The organism is Lactiplantibacillus sp. 3062 (assembly GCF_055413545.1).
This window is the reverse complement of the sequence record NZ_JBVAYE010000006.1, coordinates 88,585-109,484: the sequence shown is the minus strand read 5'-3', so window position 1 is coordinate 109,484 and position 20,900 is coordinate 88,585. Positions and strand designations below refer to the sequence as shown.

24 protein-coding genes are annotated in these 20,900 nt (G+C 44.4%); 11 read left to right on the top strand and 13 right to left on the bottom strand.

Going from position 1 to position 20,900, the window contains the following annotated elements; genetic code table 11:
- The first annotated feature begins 31 nt into the window (after positions 1-31).
- Positions 32-1,756 (top strand): glycoside hydrolase family 13 protein, encoded by a 1,725-nt coding sequence (locus ACWQAU_RS09860; RefSeq protein ID WP_027821840.1) that lies wholly within the window; start codon positions 32-34, stop codon positions 1,754-1,756.
- Positions 1,757-2,023: 267 nt separating this feature from the next.
- Here the strand turns inward: ACWQAU_RS09860 and ACWQAU_RS09855 are convergent, their stop codons facing one another.
- Positions 2,024-2,341, bottom strand: a complete 318-nt coding sequence (locus tag ACWQAU_RS09855) for a hypothetical protein (RefSeq protein WP_003642562.1) — start codon at positions 2,339-2,341, stop codon at positions 2,024-2,026.
- 192 nt (positions 2,342-2,533) lie between these two features.
- Here ACWQAU_RS09855 and ACWQAU_RS09850 point away from each other — a divergent pair, with 192 nt between their 5' ends.
- From ACWQAU_RS09850 to ACWQAU_RS09840, 3 genes are all read left to right on the top strand, one after another.
- On the top strand, positions 2,534-3,172 hold the full coding sequence (locus ACWQAU_RS09850; RefSeq protein WP_003642563.1) for an LVIS_2131 family protein: 639 nt from the start codon (positions 2,534-2,536) through the stop codon (positions 3,170-3,172).
- Between the two features lie 207 nt (positions 3,173-3,379).
- Positions 3,380-3,880 carry a hypothetical protein gene (locus ACWQAU_RS09845; protein WP_003645850.1) on the top strand — a complete coding sequence of 167 codons (501 nt, stop codon included), beginning with the start codon at positions 3,380-3,382 and terminating at the stop codon, positions 3,878-3,880.
- A gap of 327 nt (positions 3,881-4,207) precedes the next feature.
- A complete protein-coding gene (locus ACWQAU_RS09840) occupies positions 4,208-5,404 on the top strand; it encodes a MalY/PatB family protein (RefSeq protein WP_046040155.1) in 1,197 nt (398 codons plus the stop codon).
- A gap of 35 nt (positions 5,405-5,439) precedes the next feature.
- Here the strand turns inward: ACWQAU_RS09840 and ACWQAU_RS09835 are convergent, their stop codons facing one another.
- Positions 5,440-5,622 (bottom strand): hypothetical protein, encoded by a 183-nt coding sequence (locus ACWQAU_RS09835; RefSeq protein WP_003645852.1) that lies wholly within the window; start codon positions 5,620-5,622, stop codon positions 5,440-5,442.
- 150 nt (positions 5,623-5,772) lie between these two features.
- Positions 5,773-6,099: a hypothetical protein gene (locus ACWQAU_RS09830; RefSeq protein WP_027821842.1), complete on the bottom strand. Its 327-nt coding sequence runs from the start codon at positions 6,097-6,099 to the stop codon at positions 5,773-5,775.
- Positions 6,100-6,275: 176 nt separating this feature from the next.
- On the opposite strand from ACWQAU_RS09830, the gene ACWQAU_RS09825 reads away from it, so the two are divergent.
- Positions 6,276-6,749: a hypothetical protein gene (locus ACWQAU_RS09825; RefSeq protein ID WP_021356322.1), complete on the top strand. Its 474-nt coding sequence runs from the start codon at positions 6,276-6,278 to the stop codon at positions 6,747-6,749.
- 139 nt (positions 6,750-6,888) lie between these two features.
- On the opposite strand, the gene ACWQAU_RS09820 is transcribed toward ACWQAU_RS09825, so the two are convergent.
- Together ACWQAU_RS09820 and ACWQAU_RS09815 are read right to left on the bottom strand one after the other, a co-directional pair.
- Complete coding sequence (locus ACWQAU_RS09820) at positions 6,889-7,305, bottom strand: GtrA family protein (RefSeq protein WP_027821843.1); 417 nt, start codon at positions 7,303-7,305, stop codon at positions 6,889-6,891.
- 77 nt (positions 7,306-7,382) lie between these two features.
- Positions 7,383-7,619, bottom strand: coding sequence for a hypothetical protein (locus tag ACWQAU_RS09815; protein WP_003642570.1), 237 nt, complete (start codon positions 7,617-7,619; stop codon positions 7,383-7,385).
- Between the two features lie 204 nt (positions 7,620-7,823).
- Between ACWQAU_RS09815 and ACWQAU_RS09810 the strand changes: the two genes are divergently transcribed.
- The gene (locus tag ACWQAU_RS09810; RefSeq protein WP_003644733.1) at positions 7,824-8,294 is read left to right on the top strand and encodes a universal stress protein; all 471 of its coding nucleotides are present in this window, start codon (positions 7,824-7,826) and stop codon (positions 8,292-8,294) included.
- Between the two features lie 115 nt (positions 8,295-8,409).
- Here ACWQAU_RS09810 and ACWQAU_RS09805 read toward each other — a convergent pair whose 3' ends face one another.
- From ACWQAU_RS09805 to ACWQAU_RS09780, 6 genes are read right to left on the bottom strand one after another with little or no spacing between them, the layout of a single operon-like run.
- Positions 8,410-9,219 (bottom strand): ABC transporter permease, encoded by an 810-nt coding sequence (locus tag ACWQAU_RS09805; RefSeq protein WP_011101902.1) that lies wholly within the window; start codon positions 9,217-9,219, stop codon positions 8,410-8,412.
- Entirely contained in the window at positions 9,209-10,087 is an 879-nt protein-coding gene (locus tag ACWQAU_RS09800) for an ATP-binding cassette domain-containing protein (RefSeq protein WP_003642573.1), read from the bottom strand. The genes ACWQAU_RS09805 and ACWQAU_RS09800 overlap by 11 nt, the downstream gene beginning before the upstream one ends.
- Positions 10,084-10,455, bottom strand: coding sequence for a GntR family transcriptional regulator (locus ACWQAU_RS09795; RefSeq protein ID WP_003642574.1), 372 nt, complete (start codon positions 10,453-10,455; stop codon positions 10,084-10,086). Before ACWQAU_RS09795 ends, ACWQAU_RS09800 begins: the two co-directional genes overlap by 4 nt.
- A gap of 27 nt (positions 10,456-10,482) precedes the next feature.
- Positions 10,483-10,758 (bottom strand): hypothetical protein, encoded by a 276-nt coding sequence (locus ACWQAU_RS09790; protein ID WP_003642575.1) that lies wholly within the window; start codon positions 10,756-10,758, stop codon positions 10,483-10,485.
- A 22-nt stretch (positions 10,759-10,780) separates the two neighbouring features.
- Positions 10,781-12,562, bottom strand: a complete 1,782-nt coding sequence (locus tag ACWQAU_RS09785; RefSeq protein ID WP_003645858.1) for an FtsX-like permease family protein — start codon at positions 12,560-12,562, stop codon at positions 10,781-10,783.
- Positions 12,563-12,592: 30 nt separating this feature from the next.
- Positions 12,593-13,351, bottom strand: coding sequence for an ABC transporter ATP-binding protein (locus ACWQAU_RS09780; protein ID WP_003642577.1), 759 nt, complete (start codon positions 13,349-13,351; stop codon positions 12,593-12,595).
- A 501-nt stretch (positions 13,352-13,852) separates the two neighbouring features.
- On the opposite strand from ACWQAU_RS09780, the gene ACWQAU_RS09775 reads away from it, so the two are divergent.
- Positions 13,853-14,827 carry an asparaginase gene (locus tag ACWQAU_RS09775; RefSeq protein ID WP_003642578.1) on the top strand — a complete coding sequence of 325 codons (975 nt, stop codon included), beginning with the start codon at positions 13,853-13,855 and terminating at the stop codon, positions 14,825-14,827.
- Positions 14,828-15,004: 177 nt separating this feature from the next.
- Here ACWQAU_RS09775 and ACWQAU_RS09770 read toward each other — a convergent pair whose 3' ends face one another.
- Positions 15,005-15,814, bottom strand: a complete 810-nt coding sequence (locus ACWQAU_RS09770) for an alpha/beta hydrolase (RefSeq protein WP_011101900.1) — start codon at positions 15,812-15,814, stop codon at positions 15,005-15,007.
- 22 nt (positions 15,815-15,836) lie between these two features.
- A complete protein-coding gene (locus tag ACWQAU_RS09765; RefSeq protein ID WP_015380741.1) occupies positions 15,837-16,472 on the bottom strand; it encodes a carbonic anhydrase family protein in 636 nt (211 codons plus the stop codon).
- A 297-nt stretch (positions 16,473-16,769) separates the two neighbouring features.
- Here ACWQAU_RS09765 and ACWQAU_RS09760 point away from each other — a divergent pair, with 297 nt between their 5' ends.
- The 4 genes from ACWQAU_RS09760 to ACWQAU_RS09745 all read left to right on the top strand — a co-directional run bounded on the left by ACWQAU_RS09760 (position 16,770) and on the right by ACWQAU_RS09745 (position 20,732).
- Positions 16,770-17,561 carry a tyrosine-protein phosphatase gene (locus tag ACWQAU_RS09760; protein WP_015380740.1) on the top strand — a complete coding sequence of 264 codons (792 nt, stop codon included), beginning with the start codon at positions 16,770-16,772 and terminating at the stop codon, positions 17,559-17,561.
- Between the two features lie 11 nt (positions 17,562-17,572).
- The gene (locus tag ACWQAU_RS09755; RefSeq protein ID WP_021356106.1) at positions 17,573-18,583 is read left to right on the top strand and encodes a lipoate--protein ligase; all 1,011 of its coding nucleotides are present in this window, start codon (positions 17,573-17,575) and stop codon (positions 18,581-18,583) included.
- 230 nt (positions 18,584-18,813) lie between these two features.
- Positions 18,814-19,422, top strand: a complete 609-nt coding sequence (locus ACWQAU_RS09750) for an NADPH-dependent FMN reductase (RefSeq protein WP_003642583.1) — start codon at positions 18,814-18,816, stop codon at positions 19,420-19,422.
- A gap of 14 nt (positions 19,423-19,436) precedes the next feature.
- Complete coding sequence (locus tag ACWQAU_RS09745) at positions 19,437-20,732, top strand: NADPH-dependent oxidoreductase (protein ID WP_003644728.1); 1,296 nt, start codon at positions 19,437-19,439, stop codon at positions 20,730-20,732.
- Positions 20,733-20,900: the final 168 nt, after the last annotated feature.

Below are 20,900 nucleotides of genomic sequence, written 5' to 3'. Positions count from 1 at the left end.
TGTAATCGTTTACATAAAAGGAGATCTTACAATGCAACTAGCTGGAATTAGGCACCGCCCTGAAAGTGAAGATACAGCCGTCTTAGCCGCACATCAACTACAGGTACGACTACAAACTGCGCGTGACGATGTTGCCCAAGTGGAGATTTTGTTTGCCGATTCTTACTTATGGCAAGAAGGAACAACAGCGCTAGAGCGGCGGATAATGCAGCCCGGATTAGCGACGCAGGGCAACCAGTACTGGCAGACGACGCTGACCGTACCGACTAACCGGGTGGTCTATGCCTTTCTGATCACGGATACGACCGGTGCGACGGTTGGCTATGGTGAGGGTGGCTTCTTTGACGACGTTGCCACTAACTGGCAAACAGTGGGCAACTATTTTCACATGCCATATATGCACGTCAGTGATGCGGAGCTGCCACCGGCATGGGTTAAGGAGACGGTCTGGTACCAGATCTTTCCCGAACGGTTTGCAAATGGTGTGCGGCAAAATGACCCGGCTAATGTTCAACCGTGGGGTGCTGGGCGTGTTCACCGTGATTCATTTTATGGTGGGGATTTGCCCGGAATTACAGCGCATTTAGATGATTTGGCTGCACTGGGGGTCAATGGCCTGTACTTGTGTCCCATTTTCACGTCACCATCTAATCATAAGTATGATACGATCGATCATTTTGAAATCGATCCCCACTTTGGTACGAAAGCCGATTTTCAGGCGCTAGTCGATGGCGCCCATGCGCGCGGTATGCGCGTGATGTTAGACGCCGTCTTTAATCATTTTGGCGAGCAGTCACCACAGTGGCAAGATGTGATTAAAAATGGCGAGCAGTCACGGTTTGTTGATTGGTTTCATATTCATGGCTGGCCGGTGGGACGTGATCCGAAGACGAAGCGGCTTAATTATGAAACCTTTGCGACGGGAGCAGCGATGCCGAAAGTTAACACCCAGAACCCCGCGGTACAAGCTTACTTGATTGATGTGACCAAATATTGGATCGAACAATTCGGGATTGACGCTTGGCGTTTTGATGTTGCTGATGAGGTCGACCATGGTTTCTGGCGAGCGTTATGTGGTGCCTTGCGGGCAATCAAACCTGATGTGTACCTATTAGGTGAGTCTTGGCATAGTAGTCAATCGTTAGTCGGTAACGGCCAGTTTAACGCGGTTATGAATTATCCACTGACACAACCAATTCTGGCGTTGTTTAATGGTCAACTCAACCTTGAAGATTACGTTGGTAAAACCAATCTGGAATTAATGATGTATCGTCAACCTAATCAACAGGCGATGTTCAACGCGTTGGATACGCATGATACGCCACGGCTACTGACCACGTTGCATGGTCAGTTAACTAAATTTAAATCTGCACTCACGCTACTGATGCTATTGCCGGGGAGCCCGTGTATTTATTATGGAACGGAAGTGGCCATAGCCGGTGGCGCCGACCCTGACAATCGTCGGTGCATGAACTGGCAACCAGACGAGCAAGAACAACAAGTTCGACAATTTGTCACGCGTTTGATCAAGTTTCGCCGGCAACAGGCCGACTTTTTAGCAACTAGCCAATTGACATGGACGATTGATGGTCACTGCTTAATCTTAACGCGGACGGATGTTGAACAGACGATTCAAGGCCGCTTTAATTTAGGTGCACAGGCAGTCTCAACAGTAAGTGGCGTATCGCCAATCTTAACAGCGGGTATTACCGCAAATGAGATGGCACCGGGAGGCTTTGAATTAACCGTGGCTTAGTTGTGAAGTAGTGTCACAAGTCGACTGGTGGAGCGTTCTGTGTGTTTCCCAGTTGAAAGCTTCAAGACCGATAGCCGCCATTAGGACAGTCGCTTATAAAAAAACGATTCTCAATGTCTTTGAGAATCGTTTTTTTTATTAATCATGATGAAGCATGCAGCATGACAAATCAAATGTTATCACCGTAACAAACACTGAAGAGCAAGATTGTTGCCGCATTTGACAATAAAAAACGCCTAGCAACTTGCTTGGCGTTTAAAATAATCATTATTTAGCTGTCTCAGGCTTGATGCCCCGGCCTTGGATGAATTCGATGACAATCAAGACAACGTAGCAGATTAGGACGATGCCTAAGAGGTTGGTTGTCTTAACGGTGCTGGATAACCAGTAGTACTGCCAGTCTTGATTGTTGAAGACCCACCATACTAAGAGGCCGGCCAAGGCACCTAATGTATTCATAATTGCAATAAAGAAAATGTTGCCGTTTTGTTTTTGGCTGGCCCAATATGCGGAAAGGATGGCCATCCAAACACCCCAAACAATCAAGCCAACAACGACGACCCAATAAATTAGTGACGCGATCATGTGTACTCCTTCTTTCTACAAGTTAATAACTTTATTTTACCATGAATTCGATTACATTGGCACCGTTTCAGTGATTATTTTCACAATCTGCTTCTGAATGATTGTGTTGAATTTGCTGGATTACTTGTTATTTAAGGTTGGATTATTTACAATTAGAACATAATAATGTAATTGAGAAAGGGTTGGCAATCAATGACTTCTGCATGGAATTGGATTGGGATCATTGCGTGGATCATTGTTTTGGCGTTAGTCGTGTGGGTATTTCATCATATTCGCGTACGACGCATCAAGATGATCGTGGAACGTAAGCATACGTTTGAGTGGGGAAATCTTATCATTACCACCGTTGAATTAATCGTTAGTCTCGGATTACTAGTTGGCATGGGATACGTGACTTTCAATCACCAGGTCGACCTGTCAGATGCTAAGGACGTTAAGGTAACGTATCAAGTTGAACCACTGGTTTTGCGAGTTGGGACTAATGGTTCCTACTATGTCGCGGTGGATCGGGGCACGACCCAAAAACCCGTGCATATTTATAATTACTGGGTTAATGGTGCGAAATATACTGTTTCAAGTAACAAGGCGACCGTGGTGACTAATCTTTCGCAAGTTAAAGTGGCGGATGCTGGTATTCCGTGGTCACAAAAGCAGCTGGTTAAAGAAGACCGGCAGCACGAAAAAGCCTACGCAGTGAAGCTGACAGCCACTTATCAGCCGTCATTCTGGAATGGCTTAGGTGTCCATGTGGGGCATCAAGCCATGACGCGGTGGTTAATTCGTGTGCCAGCCCAGTCATTTATTAATACGACCGATGTGCAATCTAACTAAATAACAAAAAAAGTAATCGAACCTTGTGCGTTTTAGTAGCCAAGATTCGGTTTTTTTCATAGAATTATTAAAAGTTGTTAAATATTCATATTCGCATGCTTTTTTTAGGAACCTTATCATAATTCTAAGGTAAAATGTAACTGTTATATTTTTATAGGCTAATTAATTTATCTATTTAATCGTATGACTGAGAGAAGGAAAAGATTGATGATTAACGAACCAGCAATTAGTCCACTATTTGTTTGTGGTATCATTGGTGATTCGACGGCCATGGTCCTTAATAAATCCTTAACCGGGCCGTTCAAGAACCGTTATGATTTAGTAACCGCACCAGTGACGACACGGGCCACGTTGAGTGAGGCCGTTAGTCAGATTGCACAACTTCAAACAGGACTACAAACTGTTATTTCAAAGCAACTTGGGACCGTCCAGCTTACGATTCCAGCCTTAACAACATTAGAATTGCCAGCAACGTTAATTAATATTTATTATTTACTGGAACCGGTGGGGGGCCATTTGTTGCTCAAACGACCGCATTACACCGAATCAATGTCGGCGGGGGCCGCTCGAGTGCCACTTGATCAATTAAATTGGTCGAATAGTTCGCCGCGGGTCATGCAGGCCAAGCGTTTCTTACAGACCGGGGCGTTTCCTACCGCTGACCAACGAATCGATGGCTACCAGGTTTTAGAGCAAGCGCAATTTTAAAGACGTTGTTGACTTTTTAATCTTCACGTTGTAACTTAGAAGCAACGTGAAGATTAAATGTTGATGAGAAGAGTAACAATAAGTTGATGCCTAGCGAGTCAAAGTAGTGGTGTAATTTGACCATCAGCTTATTGTGAAGATGAACTCGGAGTTGGCTAATGGTTGATGCTATTAGCCCGGATTGACCACCGATAATTGGGTTGAACGTAACGAGTACGTTGCGTGAGCGACAGCAAGACTGTAATAATAGGTGGTACCGCGGAGTATAAACTTCGTCCTTAGTAAGTTAAGGACGAAGTTTTTTTGTTGAGAAAGAAGGCCTTTAAGATGGAACAAGCAGCATTTATTAAGAAGTACGCAACAACGCGCCAGCATACGGATTCATTGAAGTGGGACGCACTACAAGCTCGGTATGGCAATCCTGATTTGTTGGCAATGTGGGTCGCTGACATGGAATTCAAAGTGCCAGAACAAGTTACGCAAGCACTACAAGAACGAGTGGCGCATGGCATTTATGGTTATTCCATTACGCCTGATCGTTATTATCAAGCCTTTATCGATTGGGAACAGGCACGCCATGGTCTGACATTGAAACGCGATTGGATTCGATTTGGTAGTGGCGTGGTCAATTCGTTGTACGCGCTCGTTAATATTTTAACGCAACCAGGTGATGGCGTTTTGATTCTGACGCCCGTGTACTATCCATTTTTCAACGCGGTGCGGGATAATCATCGTCAGCTGGTCACATCTGAGTTACGCAATGATCGTGGTCACTATACGATTGACTTTGAAGATGTGGAACAGCAAATTAAGGCGAACGAGGTGCGGTTGTTCATTCAATGTTCGCCACATAATCCTGTGGGGCGGATCTGGTCTGAAGATGAAGAGACGCGGCTGTTAGCATTATGTGAACAGTATCATGTGCTTGTTATTTCAGATGAAATTCACCAGGATTTAGAAATTGATCGGACCAACCATCCGTTCAAATCGGCGTTAACGGTAGCCAATGGGCGGTTTAGTGACCGGGTGATTGTCGTCAATGCACCGTCTAAGACGTTTAATCTGGCGGCGCTTTTGAACTCACATCTAGTAATTCCTAATCCAAAATTACGGCAACGCTATGATGCACAAATCGGGCGCTTCAGCCAGACTGAGATCAGCGTCTTAGGCCAGGTTGCCGGCCAAACGGCTTATGAATCGGGTGCGGCCTGGTTAGACCAGATTTTGGCAATCGTCCGTGATAATTATCATTATTTATGCACCACCTTTGCCGCCCACGCGCCTAAGTTGGTTTTAGCCGATTTGCAGGGGACGTATTTGACGTGGCTAGATTTACGCGCGTACGTTCAGCCAGCTGCAACGAAAGCGTTTATTCAAGATCAATGTCAGCTCGCAGTTGACTTTGGTGAGTGGTTTAGTCCTGATGATCAGGGGTTTGTTCGCTTGAACCTAGCGACTAATCCGCAAAATGTGCGTGAGGCGGCTCAGCGGATCGTCACTTGTTTATCACAAATGCAAAAATAACCAAAAAATTCCGACACCGGCGTGTTGGAATTTTTTTAACGACTTTTATTGGTAACCGTGCGTCGCTTGAGCAAACGTCGTCGAGTAATCTCTCGGCGAATGAAGGAGTAAGCAATCAAGCTCAGTGCCAGTATACCAATGATGACGGCGGTTTTAACGTAACCGAATATCCAGAAAAAGACCGCAATAGCGAACGTACAGTAAACAATTAAGAACATGGAAGCCCTCCTTCAGTCAAGTGGTTGTATGAGTTGATAAAACCATTGTACCGAGAAAAAGTAGCTAACTCGTGATTGAAATTTGAATTTTCTGTTAAGGATTGCGAAATAGTTTTGAATCTCCTGGTAAATATGCTGATGTTGTAAAAGTTAATCGCGGTATCGGCGATTCAGCCGGCGTTCATTAGCGTGTGCAAGTTGGTCGGCAGTTAGCTGATAGGTGGTGGCAACTTGAAGTTTCTTCAAACCAGTTTGAATGACCCCTAGCTGAGTTTGGTCACGGGCTTGTCCCTGGAGTTTAGCAGTGATTTGCGTGAGCATGTTCAGTTCGGGTTGGAGCGTTTCGTGTACTTGTTGGTTATATTGGTGTTGACTCAGACTGTGCGTCTGCCAGCGCGTGACGCGGCTTAGTAGGGCCATTAACTGGTTGGTTAGTAGGTTCATAAGATAGTCAGTTTCTTGATTTGTAAATGTCATCAAAACGGGACCTCCGATCAATAAAGTTGGTTAACTCAAATATTAGCATGAGTAAGGATAATTTAATTACTATTTTAATAAAAAATGGTAAAAACGACTGATTATGGGTTTTAAACACAACTATGCTTGTGAAGCGTGATACATTATCAATAACTAAGTGAAGGGAGTGAATCGTCATGATTGGGCATATTACGGTAATGCAACCAGATTACGACCAAGGCATCCTGACTGATTTTCATGGCCGGCATTTTAAATTTCGGCTAACCGCAGTTTGGCCGTCAAGTGCGTTGCATATTGGCGCGGAGTTTTATTTTAGACCGCAGCTAACCGCGGCCGGTTTAGTTGCGGTAGAGTTACGGTATCAGCACCATGATGGGACTTGTTTGTCAGTTCGACCGCCGAATGAGGTCAGTCAACAAGTCATGATACGAATTGGAGAGTTAGCTTTAAATACGGATGACATTCAATACTATGCATTGACGACGGATCAGGCCGAAGTTCGCAATGGTTATGCTTCATCAGCACGTCATTTGGTGATTAAGATGCGCTGTGGTCGCCAATATATTTTTTATAATTGGGATGGGGTCAATATTGATGATGTGGTCACAAAGTTAGCGACGTTACATACGGTGCAACGCCAGTTTGGGTGAAAAATATGGTTGCTAAAATAGTAGCTAAGTTAAGTATCAGAAAAAAAGATGGGTCGGTAATTATTATGAATAAAATAAGCGTCGCAGGAATTTTCGGACATTCCTACGACGCTTGTTTTGATGTTTAAGTTGGTTCGCTTTAATGACCACGGTCCTTGAAAATAAATAGTTTACTGAAGAACCAATTGAGTAATACCACAATAATTTGATCAATTAATTTGACGATAAGGTTGTTTCCGTGCAGAACCGAAATACCGACAATCATAATCCCCTGGTCAATAAAGTAACTGAGTAGGCGGAATCCGAAGAATGATGTCATTTCAATTAAAACAGCACGGAAAGTAGGTGTTTGTGAGTCAAATACCCAAATTTTATTCGTGATATAGGCGAATAGCACTGAGATGAGCCAGGCAATCGTATTGGCTATCCAGTAGGGCCAGAATTGGTTGAAAATTCCAAAAACAATAATATTAATTAGGGTGGTTAAGCCCCCAAAGATTAAATAGGAAAGGACGCTTTGATAGCGCTGCCAGAGTTGTTTGATAAGTTGTCCCACAGATGAATACCCTCACTTTAGCTGATTATTACTAGGTACCATCCTATCATAATTAAATGGCTGCGTGTTGGATATTTTTAGTGCGATTCAAGTTGGTGGCGCTGATGATTAAAGGCTTGCTGGGCCGTGGCAAAGTTATGGTAATGTGCGTGGGACACGGTCAAGCGGCCCAGTGTAGTGGTTGCACGGATGTCTAGCCGATAGACATCGGGTCCGAGACGCAATTTGCTTAACCGGATTTGATATGAAAGGGCATCGTTGATTACAATTGTATGGCTGGCGATTAGGCCTGGTCGAATACCTAAAGAAAGCATACTATTCACCCCCAAGTGGATTAACTCCAATTGTAAGGGGTAACTGTAAATATCAGATGTCGTTGTTGTAAATATTATGTAAACCCGACACTGCTAGCCGGCGAGCTGCTGTGCATAACTGGTAGTTAGTTTATATAAATGATAACGCAACCAACGCTGATAAATGGTAAAATAGAATTAACAGATGGAAAGGGCGTGACGTCAATGGTACAAGAATATTCGAATATTTTAGTTCCCCTCGATGGCTCACAACAAGCTGAGATTGCGCTTGATAAAGCAGTTGCAGTCGCTAAACGTAATGAGGCACATATCGATGTGTTAGCAGTCATTGATCCCGGTCAGTTTGGGTATAATTTAGCTGGTTTGGCGGATGGTGATATTACGTATCAATTGGTTCAGGATTCTGAAGCTTATTTAAAAGAAACGGTTGATCAAGTCAAAAAGGATGGCTTTACGGACATTGCCTTCCACATTCGAATGGGAAGTCCGAAACCAATTATTTCACAGGACTTCGTCAAGGATCATCATAATGACTTGATCATGATGGGGGCAACCGGGTTAAATGCCGTTGAACGCGTGCTGGAAGGCTCGGTTACAACGTATGTGCAGCGTAATGCGTTGACTGATGTAATCGTGGTTAAGACGGATTTGCAAAATACGCAGGTTGAAAAGTAGCGTTAGTGGGAAAACCACTTCTCGAATGGTGTGACGTTTGTATTAACCATTAAAAAATGAAGCAGGTCGTGAAGTCAATAACTTCACGACCTGCTTCATTTTTTAGATTATCAGCTTAATTTCTGATTCTTAACTTACGGTTGAACAGATAGGCGAGACCACCGATGATACCGCAACCTACCAGCATTGTGATGAATGGCATGGTTGGGTTAAAGTAACCAGTTGTCGCTTCACCGTGGCTGGGATAACCAATAATAAATTTCAAGAAGTTTTCAAGCCCCGTGTAATTATAGTTCGATTGATTGCGAGTCATAATAATGACCATTATCCAAATAATAAGCATGCCAATGATGGGAGTGCCAATGATTAAAATCGTTTTGGCCCATTTACCAAATAACGCGAGTAAGGTCCCACAAGCGATGCCGGTAAGGCCAACGCCAATGTAGAAAATCCAGTTAAAGCATAAGCTAGCTAAAATGTTTAGCCAGACCTGATTTCCCAGCGCATGGCTATACAGCGAATAGCCCGTTCTCATCAACGCGGTGTTGGTGCTCCAGTGTAAATACGGAGCATGAATACCGTAGTAATAAATGGCATTGATGATGACAAGCAAACCACTAAGCATGAGTAATGCGAATACTCGAGCTTGAAAGTAGGTTTGTCGGGAAATCCCATTTTGGATTAAGAGCTTAAAGTTGTCATAAGTGAGTGACCCCACAATAAAGATAAGCATGAAGAAGAGTGGCCCGAGGCTTAGGCTAGCAAAATTACCAAGTGGAGAATACTGCCGAATATTACCCGTAATAACTGCAAATAGTAGCGGTAGTATTCCGAATACGACGAATAAAGCGAGTACCGACCACCCCGTCATTTTCAATTGTTCCGTTAATAAATAACGGGTGGTGTTGCGAACCTTAATTGACATGAGCGGCGGCCTCCTCCTTGGTATTAGTCAGGTTAACAAATAGTTTTTGTAGGTCCAGATGCTCGACCGTGACCGTATCAGGAATTGGTCGGTCGTTATCTAATGGCCCGTAAACGTAGTGGGCCGTAATTCCGCCAAGATGATCCTTGCCGATAATATTTAAACCATCCGTATAAGTGCTGACATCAGTTTGTGGACCAGTTACCGCGTAAGATTGCCCTAGGATGTCGGTGACATCACCATCAACAATAATATGATGATGGTCCAGCACAAAGACATGTTCAATCAAGTTCGTAATTTCTTCAATGAGATGAGTCGAAATCACGAATGTGCGGGGATGGTCACTATAGGTTTCAATCAGTTCTTGATAGAAAATTTCGCGGTGATTAGCATCCAGACCGAGGACTGGTTCATCTAAAAAGATGTATTCAGCCGGTACACATAACGCAATAATCAGTTTAAAAATTGTTCGGTAACCCGTCGATAATTTGCCAAATCGCGCGTTTAAATCGAGGCCAAAGGTTTGTGCTAGTTTTTTAGCATAAGTGTCATTAAAATCACCATAGAGTAGTGCGGTGGTTTTAAACAGTTGTTTGACCCGGGAACGCTCAGAATAGAGGTTAACTTCACTCATCAAGTAAACCTTTCCTAACGTGCGGTCGTTATCACACATGGATTCGTTGTCCATGGTGACCGTTCCGCTGTCAGCAAAGATACGATTGCTGATAATGTTCAGCAAGGTACTTTTACCAGCACCATTGCGGCCTAGCAAACCGTAAATCGTGTTTGGTTTGATCGTTAGGTTAAGATTATCCAGGACGGTTTGACCGCGAAAGGCCTGCTGGACAGCCTGAACTTGAATACTCATGATTCGGAAAACCCCCGTTCAATTAATTTAGCTAATTCATCTTGCGTAATGTGGAGCTTTTGTGCTTCAGCGACTAGTTTTTTAACGTAGTCGGTGTAGAACTGATCCCGGCGCTTTTCAACGATTCGTTGTTGTGCACCGGCGATGACAAACATCCCGACCCCACGCCGTTTTTCAATCAGTTGGGCATCAACTAGAATATTCATGCCCTTAAGCACGGTCGCAGGATTAATATGAAATTCTTTAGAAATCTCGGTTGTCGAAGGAATTTGTTCACCTTCAGCGAAGGTTTCCGTAAAGATAGCTTCTTCAATTTGGTCGGCAACCTGCAAGTAGATTGGTTCCGTGCTATTAAAGTTGAACTGCATTTTATTCACCTCATTGCAGTGATTGCCCTATTTCGTTGTGGCCTTTTGTTGCGGCTGGTGCAGTTGTCGTTCGGTACGATCGATCCGGGCAGCAATCCAACTAGAGAGTAGGAGGAGGGTGCCCAGTACGGCCAGTAGAATGTCTTGATGTTCAAAGATAATCTGGGTGGCTAAACCGAAGTTAACGCTCAGCCACAGAAGCGGCATGAGCGCCCCTAACCAGAATTGACGACGACTTGCGAGCACGTAACGGTGTAATGGTGTAATAACGATTAATAAAGCGACTAATCCAAAGTATACCATGATTTTTCCCTCCTCCGAAAGGTTATTGTAAAACGATTCGCCGATAGATGGTGATCGTAATGAGATAGTAAAGTAGGTAGAGACCGGCAAAAATCAAGAATGGTAACCAAATTCCGGTATATGGTGAGGTAACCATTATGATTTTGAACATTTGTAACCCAAACAAGACGTGTACAATACCAACGATTCCAGGAAGAATAAAGAGCACAGCAATTTCTTTGTTAATGGCACCGTTGAGCTGGCGTCTAGTGGTTCCAACTTTATCGAGCATCTTGTAACGGTGTTGATCAGCATCGGCACCAGACAGAATCTTGAACATCAGGCAACTAGCTAGCATTGCAAGAAAGGCGATTCCGAGGAACATACCCATAAATTCCAGCCCGGAGTACATGCCGTTAACCATTAGATACATCGCATAGCGACCTCCAAATTGTTCAGGGCTGGTAGTGTGAAAGTGATGTTTGGCCAGTTTGTTCAATGCAACGCGATGTTCGATAACGTTGTTGGTAGTAAACACAGTTAGTCGCTGTTCAGGCTGGGCAAGTTTCGCGTACGCCGTTTTTGATAAAAATACGGGTGTTGCGGTTGCCATGACACCACTCTGAAGCTGCATCAGTTGATAATTATCTTCTGATTTTTGTAATTTAGCCGCATTATTATGAACGGTATTAAAAGTCAGTTGATTCTTATTGCGAGTATGAATAGTCGTGAATGGTTGCCGATTGAATTCAGCAGCTTGGAAATAAACGACTTTCTTGGTTGCTTTGAAATGATAGGTCGCCGTTGTCTTGGGCTTCATCGCTGCAATTTGTGCTTTTTCAGCGGTACTAGCGTTGACCAGTCCCATATCATAAGCGTTATTAATATTAGCCATTGATGGAATTTGACTGTGAAAGCCCATTCCAACTGTAATTGCGCCGAGAGCTAGTGCGAATAGCATTGCGACAATTGACAGCATCTTAGTGTAATTACGAATTCTAAAGCTTAGCTGTGATAAGGTGAAGCCATTCAAACCACGTTGGGCAAATGAGAATCGTTTGAGTGCGACCATTAACCAGACAAAAATAGCGTTAAACAGCAGATAAGTTCCAAGAACAATTGTGACGAGCGCAATTCCAATTCCCATCAGTTGCAAAATTTTCAGGTTAGCCATTGACCAGTAACCAATTGCAATTGAAATGACACCGACGACAATTTCGATGAGTTGACGGGCTGGTTTTAGTTGTGGCCGGTTAGGTTGATCATTACTGTGTAGTAATTTCAAGGCTGGTGTCTTGGTCAGGGATAGCAGGTTGAATAAACCGGCAATTAAGAACAATCCAACGTAGAGTAACAGTGTCGCAATGGCAGCTGGCGTGTACCAGGCTGTAAAATGGTGAAGCGTCAGGCCTAGACTGTTAATCAGAATCTGGCTTACGCCGACAGTTAAGGCTGTTCCCACAAGAATGCCGACAATGGTTGCAGTGATACCGACAAGTAGTGTTTCCAGCCAAATTAATTGACCAATCTTACTTTTGCGTGCACCAACGAGCATGAAGAGCCCGTAGTCTCGCTTACGCATACTTAATAAGAATGAGTTAGCATAGCCAATGTAGACTAATGTGATGATTGTGAGTAGTACGGAACCAAATTGGAAGATGAGGCCGACCATACTAATACTCGTATTTTGTTTTAAGAAATCTTGGTTAGTGGCCAGTGCTTCAAACATATAGAAGATTGCGCTAGACATGATCAGTCCTGAAAAGAGAACGAGGTAGTCGCGCCAACGGTGTTTGAAGCCGGTCATGGCAAGTTTAGTTAACATAGTTTAAAGGACTCCTTTTACTGTTTCGGCTTACTGTTCAAATGTCCCTAGGTTGTCGAGGACTTGTTGATAAAAATCACTGCGGCTTAAATCCCCACGTTTAAGTTCTTGCCCAATCCGGCCATCTTTGATGAATAAGATTCGTTGACAGAAGCTAGCTGAAAATGGATCATGGGTCACCAGCAAGATAGAGACAGCCCGTTCTTGGTTGATTTTGGTGAACAGGTCGAGTAATTCACGCGCTGACTTAGAATCAAGGGCACCAGTTGGTTCATCACCAAATAGAATAGCGGGGTCATTGATTAAGGCTCGTGCGGCTGCCACACGTTGCTTTTGACCACCAGATAATTCATTAGGATAGTTTGATAGGAATTCTTCAATTCCCAATTGGTGTGCGACTTTTTCGACAGCTGGCTTGATCTTTTTGACTGGCGTATTTTGCAGCGACAATGGTAGGGCGATATTCTCGTAAGCAGTCATAGTTTCTAATAAGTTGAAATCTTGGAAGATAAACCCAATCTCTTTGGCCCGGAAATCAGCAAGTTGATTGCCTTTCAGATGTGTAATCGGTTGTTGATGAATAGTCACTTCACCGCTAGTTGGTTGGTCCAGTGTGGCCAGCATATTGAGCAAGGTGGTTTTCCCTGAACCAGATGCGCCCATGATTCCGACAAATTCCCCTGGTTGCACATTGAAATTAATGCCTTTTAACGCTTCGTATTGTTTGCTGCCCGCCTTACCATACGTTTTGTGCAGGTCGCTGACGGTCATGATTGGTGTGGTTGTCATTTTAAATACCTCTCTTAAGTTAGTTGGTTTGTTATTTGGTTAATTGCTTATGTAACTAACTATAAAGGCAACTAACGCGAGTGTCAATCATTATTTTCTCGCTTGATAGTCATTGGGACGTCAAACGCTGATTTATCAACGTCTAGCGAGTAGTCAATCGGTTAGCCCTGAGACTGAAATTGAGTAATAAGGTGCACTGAGGTTAGTGACTTCGTCCTGAAGGGGTAACTAACCGACGAACCGATTAACGAACTAGTTGATAAGTGAACTAATTGAGTGACTAGCACTATGTAGGCTAATAAAACGTACTGATCTGGTTGCTAGGTTTTGTAAATTGTTTGAATGGTTGATAGTTTTTTTAGTTGATATCACTTGTATGAGAATCTAAGGAAGTTGTCATGAAGAACCAGTGAGGGTGGATTGCAATTAGGCGATGGCAAGCCTAAAATAATTTTACTGTTAGATGTGCGTAGGCACGTGAAAAGATGAGGAGGAGTATTCTTGAAGAAGATTTTGGTATTACACACTGGTGGCACCATTGCGATGTCGGCTGATGAATCCGGCAATGTGACCCCCGGAGATGAAAATCCTTTAGACAATTATCAGAGTTCATTTGGCACGGATATTGAGTTAGAGACTGAGGACGTCTTTAACGTGCCGTCGCCGCACATCACCCCGGCACGGATGTTGCAGTTAAAGCAACGGATCGATAAGGCCGCACACGAAGGGGTCGATGGGGTGGTTGTGACTCACGGTACGGATACGCTAGAAGAAACGGCGTATTTTCTAGATCTTACTTTACCGAATGAGCTCCCCGTTGTGATTACCGGCGCAATGCGGTCCGCCAATGAGATTGGGTCGGATGGTCTGCATAATCTCGAAACGGCGATTCAAACGGCTAGTACACCGGATGCGGCCGAAAAAGGTGTTTTAGTGGTTATGAATGATGAAATCCACTCGGCCCGCTACGTCACTAAGACGCATACGACCAACGTGGCCACTTTTAGAACACCGACTTTTGGCCCGATTGGGTTAGTCGCTAATAAAGGCATTGTCTTTTTTGAATCATTACTACGGTCAACGGTTTGCCCGATTCAAACGGTCACAGATAATGTTTTTCTGATCAAAGCATATGCCGGGATGGGACCAGAACTATTTGACGCCATTGCGCAACCCACGACTCATGGCGTAGTCATTGAAGCGTTGGGAGCGGGGAATTTGCCGCCGGCGACGTTACCAGCTGTGCAAAAATTATTAGACATGCAGATTCCGGTTGTACTGGTTTCCCGGTGCTTCAACGGTATCGCTCAGGATGTCTATGCTTATGAAGGTGGCGGTGTTCAATTAAAACAAATGGGTGTGATTTTTTGTCAGGGATTGAATGGACAAAAAGCCCGGATTAAGTTACTGGTGGGTGTCAGTGCCGGTATGTCGACCGATGAGCTAGCTCGATTTGTAGCGACTGCCAATTCATAATCGACGTGGCGCCCCTTTGAGCCCTGCGCAACCCGTGTATGGGCTACTCGTGACACAAAATTGTTGGATAGTTTGATCGTCAGTAGTCATAGCGGACGATCAATCATAAAAAAACTGAGCCATCACTTCATCATTATGAAGGGTGGCTCAGTTTTTTATCAGCTAAAGCTAAAGATACTATTGATTGATCAGATTTTGACGAATGAGCCGGGCAACATATGCTTCGTGAAGCAGGTCACCGTGACTAATTGATTTTTGGTTAACAGTCATGGCGGTATAGCGGGTAACATTGTTCATAAATAAGTTGCCACCAGCGTTCACACTGCTGAGCGGTACGATATCGTCGTTACCCTCGCCAGTGTCACCGGCAATGTTGATGACCGCATGCAATTTCTTGAATTGGTTCTTGTGATCAAGAAGTGGTGTATAGAGCGTTTTATCAGGATGTGCAGCATCAGTACCCAAGAATGGGGTGCCAATCAACATCAAATCGTGGACTGCTAATGGTTTGGACGAGCTCAAACCTGCTAGATAGCGACTCCAGATCAGGCCACCATTTGAATAACCGAGTGCGTTGGCCGTGGTGAGATGTTGGTGACGTTGCAAATAACGAATAGCTTTGGCTAAGCCGTTCGTTTGGGTCATAATGTTCTCTGTTGAGTCCGTGCTATCTTCGAAAAAGATCACGATGAGGGCATCGTTAAGGTTGGTGTTCTCGACGCGTTTTTCTTTAAACGCCAATTTTTGGTTCGCCTTAACAGTCAGGGTGATGAGCGGATGGTGCTGTTGCTCATTAAGTGAACGGACGATGTCATCAAAGTCAGTCCGCGTGCTGCTACTACCTCCAATCATGATCAATGGCCGTTTTTGCGCAGTAATCACGTGACTGACTTTATCTTGATGGATTTGTGTTGTCAGTCCGAGACCGACGATCAATAAAAGAAATAGGCCACTTGCAATCAAGCCCCAGATTACTTTCTTAGGCATCAGCTCACCCCATTAAAATTATTTAGAAACGTTCGGCAATGATTGGCCGATCGTTTAACGGTTGAATCTTGCGGTTATTAGCGGCAAATAATTGCTGATAAGCAGCTAATTGTTGTTCACCAATCATGACAGTATCGGCACAGACATACCATTCAACGGTTTCACTTAGTGGCGGCGTCGTCAATGAGCCCAAGTAGTGATAGACAGTCCCGGTATCTGGGAGGAGCTCAGTTAAGTTGACCGGTGTTGTCAGTTCATGGCTCGTTTGGGCTGTGAACTGGTCAAGTAAGCCTTGTAAACTAGAATTAGGCTTGCCAATCCGTCCAAAAACGGCGACGACGGCGAGCTGGCCGGTAGCACTTTGATGAACGAGATGCCATTCGATTGGTGCGGCTTGCCCATCGATTAAGTGTTCTGCCGGCGTATGAAAGTGAATCTGTTGAAAGGCAAAGTCGCGGTCGTTCAAATAAGCGGCACCAATTCCACTAGCCTTCAAAGTTGTCGCTTCGCCCGTAATCGTTTTGGCTTGGTACAAGCCTCGCCAGCTGATGGCGGATAGCTGTGAAGACTGAACGTGTTGTGTTTGAATATCGATTGGTGACTGATGTTGACCACTAGTCATGGGCCAATCAGTTTGGTGTGCATAATCAAATGTCATCGAAAGATCCTCCGTTATATTATTCAGTGAATATTTTTTATTTAGTGCCAGTATGGAAATTTATGGCTAATCGGTCCAAGGTTGTGATGCTGTTTGTCAGCAAACGTGTTCTGGATTCGACGGGCCGTCGCTGGCTATGTAACTTACATTATAGCACGCGTTGATGTCGGTTGGTGTCGATGGTGCTAACGAATTATCTTGGAAATAAAGCGACTGATTCGGTGATTGGGGCACCGTTAAACTGACCGATAATGTTAGAATAGAAAATGAAAAGTTAACAGATAGGTGGTTTCAAAAATGACAAATCAACGTGTATTAACTGTACCAGGTGGCATTAATTTCCGTGAACTCGGTGGTTACTCGACTAAAGACGGTCGAAAAATCAAGTGGCATAAGGTCATTCGGACTGGTGGACTTGATCAATTAACGCCAGCCGGCCAAGCTTTGCTGGATGATTATGGCGTCCGCTACGATATTGACTTTCGTTCACCACAAGAAGTCTTAGATGCGCCAGATCGAATTCCTGCCAATGCTAAGTACGTGTACGCACCAGTGTTCAATGTGGACGAAACGCGGAATTCTGACGGTACTGACAAGATGACGGCTAACTTGGAGAAGCATCCAGATAGTGGATTCAAGCACATGCTAAAGGTCTATCAGATGGTGGCCGACGAGCAACATGCCAAGGACGAGTATCGCCGGTTCTTTGATAATCTACTTGCAAATGATCAACCCGATTCGACGTTACTATTTCACTGCACTGCGGGAAAAGATCGGACCGGAATGGGGGCGGTATACCTGTTAACCGCACTCGGAGTCGATTTTGAAACGATCAAGCAGGATTATCTCTTAACTAATCAGGCTTCGATTGGCCGGATCAATGGTGCGATGGCCGAAGCACGTGCTCAGGGCGCATCAGATGCAACGGTCGAAAGTATTCGGGCCCTCTGGTCAGTTGATGCGGCTTATTTGGACGCCGCTATGACCGAAATTAAACGACAATCGGGTAATTTAAACCACTATTTACACACTGAGCTTAAATTAACTAACAATGAAATCAATGATTTGCAACGGATTTATTTAGAATAGGAAGTGTGACGATGCGCTATCTTGCAAGCTCCAGCCATGATATTCGCACGAATCTTGCCATTGAGACTTACTTGATGGAACATGCCGATTTGACGGAACCGATTCTATACTTTTACATTAACGCCCCCTGCATCATTGTTGGCCGTTACCAAAATGTCAAGGCAGAGATTAACCAGGACTATGTTGACGCACACCACATTACATTGACGCGGCGAACTTCTGGTGGTGGAGCGGTTTATGATGACCTTGGAAATGTCAGTTTTAGTTTTATTACTAAGGACGACGGGGACGGTTTTGGTAACTTTAAGCGGTTCACAGCACCAGTTCTAAAGGCTTTACACGCGATGGGGGCCACTGGTGCGACGATGAGTGGCCGCAATGATTTATTGATTGATGGCAAGAAGTTCTCAGGAAATGCCATGCACGTTGAGAATGGCCGGATGTTCTCCCATGGAACGCTGATGTATGATGTCGACCAGACGCAAATTGCGAAAGCTCTTACGGTGCCGACCGATAAGTTGGCCTCTAAGGGTATCAAGTCGGTCCGAAGTCGAGTCACGAACTTGAAACCGTACATGGCGCCGGCTTATCAGCACTTGACGATTGAGGAATTTCGCGATACGTTGGCCCGTGAAATCCTGGGCGTGGCTGATTTGAGTCAAGCTAAGACGTATCAGTTAGATGAAACGGCACTGGCAGGGGTAGCAGCACTGAACCAACAATATTTTACCAACTGGGATTGGATTTACGGTCAGTCACCAGCGTTTACAGTTAAGCAGCGCCGGCATTTTGATGCTGGGACCGTCGAGTTTCAGTTAAACGTGGTGGCAGGGCGCATCGAAGCAGTTACGATTTATGGCGATTTCTTCGGTGCAGAACCGATTGCTCCCGTCGTTGCACGGTTGACTGGTGTGAAATATGAACGGCAGGCGATTATGACGGCGCTAGCACCGTTGGACTTAACCCATTACTTTGGTCGAATTTCCCCGGCGGATTTGATTGATTTGATCGTAGCGTCGTAGCTTTGTGAAAAAATTTGTTAAGCAGATATAATTGCGGCAACGTTGCGCGGATACTGAATTTACTTGATTGCACGGATAAGCCTAATATCAGTGAGTTCAGTTGTTTGCATAGTAAAACTGAAAGCGCTTAAAATTGTTTTGCTTTCTTTAGTGAAATCCACTACAATATAGTTATTGACTAAGAAATTATATAATATTTGACTATTTGATCATAGAAGGAGTTGTTCTCAATGCACAAATTTATCGCGATGGTTGGAACTAATTCAGATGAGTCGACCAACCGTAAGTTGTTGCAATATATGCAGTCCCACTATGCGGATCAAGCAGAGATTGAATTAATGGAAATCAAGGGTCTACCAATCTTCAATAAGCCCGAAAATCATGAAATTCCGGCACAGGCGCAAGCAATGGCGGATAAGATCGAACAAGCTGATGGTGTGATTATTAGTACACCAGAGTATGATCATTCGGCTCCCGCGGCATTACTGAATGCTCTCGAATGGTTATCATTCCATATCCAGCCCTTCGTGGACAAACCCGTCATGATTATTGGGGCCTCATACGGGGCACTCGGCACATCACGGGCTCAAGCACATCTGCGGCAAGTTTTGGATTCACCAGAATTACGGGCGCGGATCATGCCAAGTTCAGAATTTATGCTTGGTCATTCATTGCAAGCCTTTGATGACCAGGGGAATTTAACGGACCAACAGAAAGCGACGAAGCTCGATGGGTTGTTCAAGGATTTCCAAGTCTTTGTCGAAATCACGAAAAAATTAAAGAATGCCAACGCGACGACGTATGAAGAAGTTCGTGAAATGGATTGGGAAAAATTATAGAGAGGGCGACGACGATGAAATTAGTTGGAATTGCGGGTTCAATTGAAGATAAGTCTTATAATCGGTTACTGTTAAAGTTTATTGCTAATCATTTTAGTGACATGGTTGATATTGAAATTTTGGATATTCAAGATGTACCAATGTTTAATCAGAGTGATGATCAAACAGAAGGTGAAGCTGTTCAATATTTGAAACGAAAGATCATGCAGGCGGACGGGGTCATTATTGCGACACCTGAACATAATCATACAATTACTGCTGCACTTAAAAGCGTGATCGAATGGTTGTCGTTTAAAATTCACCCGATGTCAGGGAAACCCGTATTGATCGTTGGCGCTTCTTACTATGATCAAGGTTCGTCGCGGGCACAGTTGAATCTACGCCAGATTTTAGAGTCACCGGGTGTTGATGCTGTGGTCATGCCTGGTAATGAATTTTTGCTCGGCGAAGTTAAGCAGGCTTTCGATGACCAAAACAATCTGAAGGATGCTCGGACTGTCTCGTTCTTACAAGAAACGTTAGGCAAGTTTCTGAAGTTTGTCAAGATGGTCAACGCGATGGATGCGGAAGCACACGCTGATGATTGGAAGAATGAAGACCTTGAGGCTAAGGGCGAAGTTGAAACGACAATCAAGGGCGTCAACATGCATGCGGCTGATTGGGTCGAACAAGCGGCTGCCAAGACCCATGCGGCTGAGGGTGACGACTACGTTAAGCTCGATCGGGGTGTGCTGACCGTCAACCAATTAAATTGGTTCCTCAACTCGATGCCAATGGAATTGACGTATGCCGATGCCAACAACCAATTTTTATACTATAACCATCAAATGGATGGCGACAAGATGTTAGCTTCACGGACACCTGCTCAAGCCGGTAATCCACTAGCTGACTGTCATCCAAAGCGGGCCGTACCTGGTGTTAAGCGAGCGGTACACATGCTACGAACCGGTGAGACTGATCTCTTCAAGTTACCGGTACCTGGTATCCCTAATAAGTATGTGATGCACTATTATCAAGCTTTGCATGACGATAAGGGTGAGTACAAAGGTATCAACGAGTTTGTGCTCGACCTCTTACCAATCGTGAAGTATTACCTGAAGCAGACGGGCCAGATGTTAGCACCTGATCCAGATGCTAAGACGGACGCCGTTTCAGGAGCTTCATCGAAGGCGAAGGAAACGAAGCCTGATGCTGCCCCAGCGGTGGATGATGTCTCTGGCGCTTCAGCCGATACGGAAGCCGCACCAGAAGCACCAACCAAGCCTGAAGCACCTGATGTCGATAGTGTTTCCGGCGCTTCAGCAAAATAATTAGTACCTTAAAAAGTCTCGAGGAATCACTTCCTTGAGACTTTTTTTGCGTTATTTTGGTCACTTCAATCCGATCCTTTAGGAAAGCGTTCGCAAATTAAGTTGTTGATTGTTTTTAAGTTCAGCGGCAGTCAGTTTAGCCCCGCTATAAATAATCTGAGTTAGCAT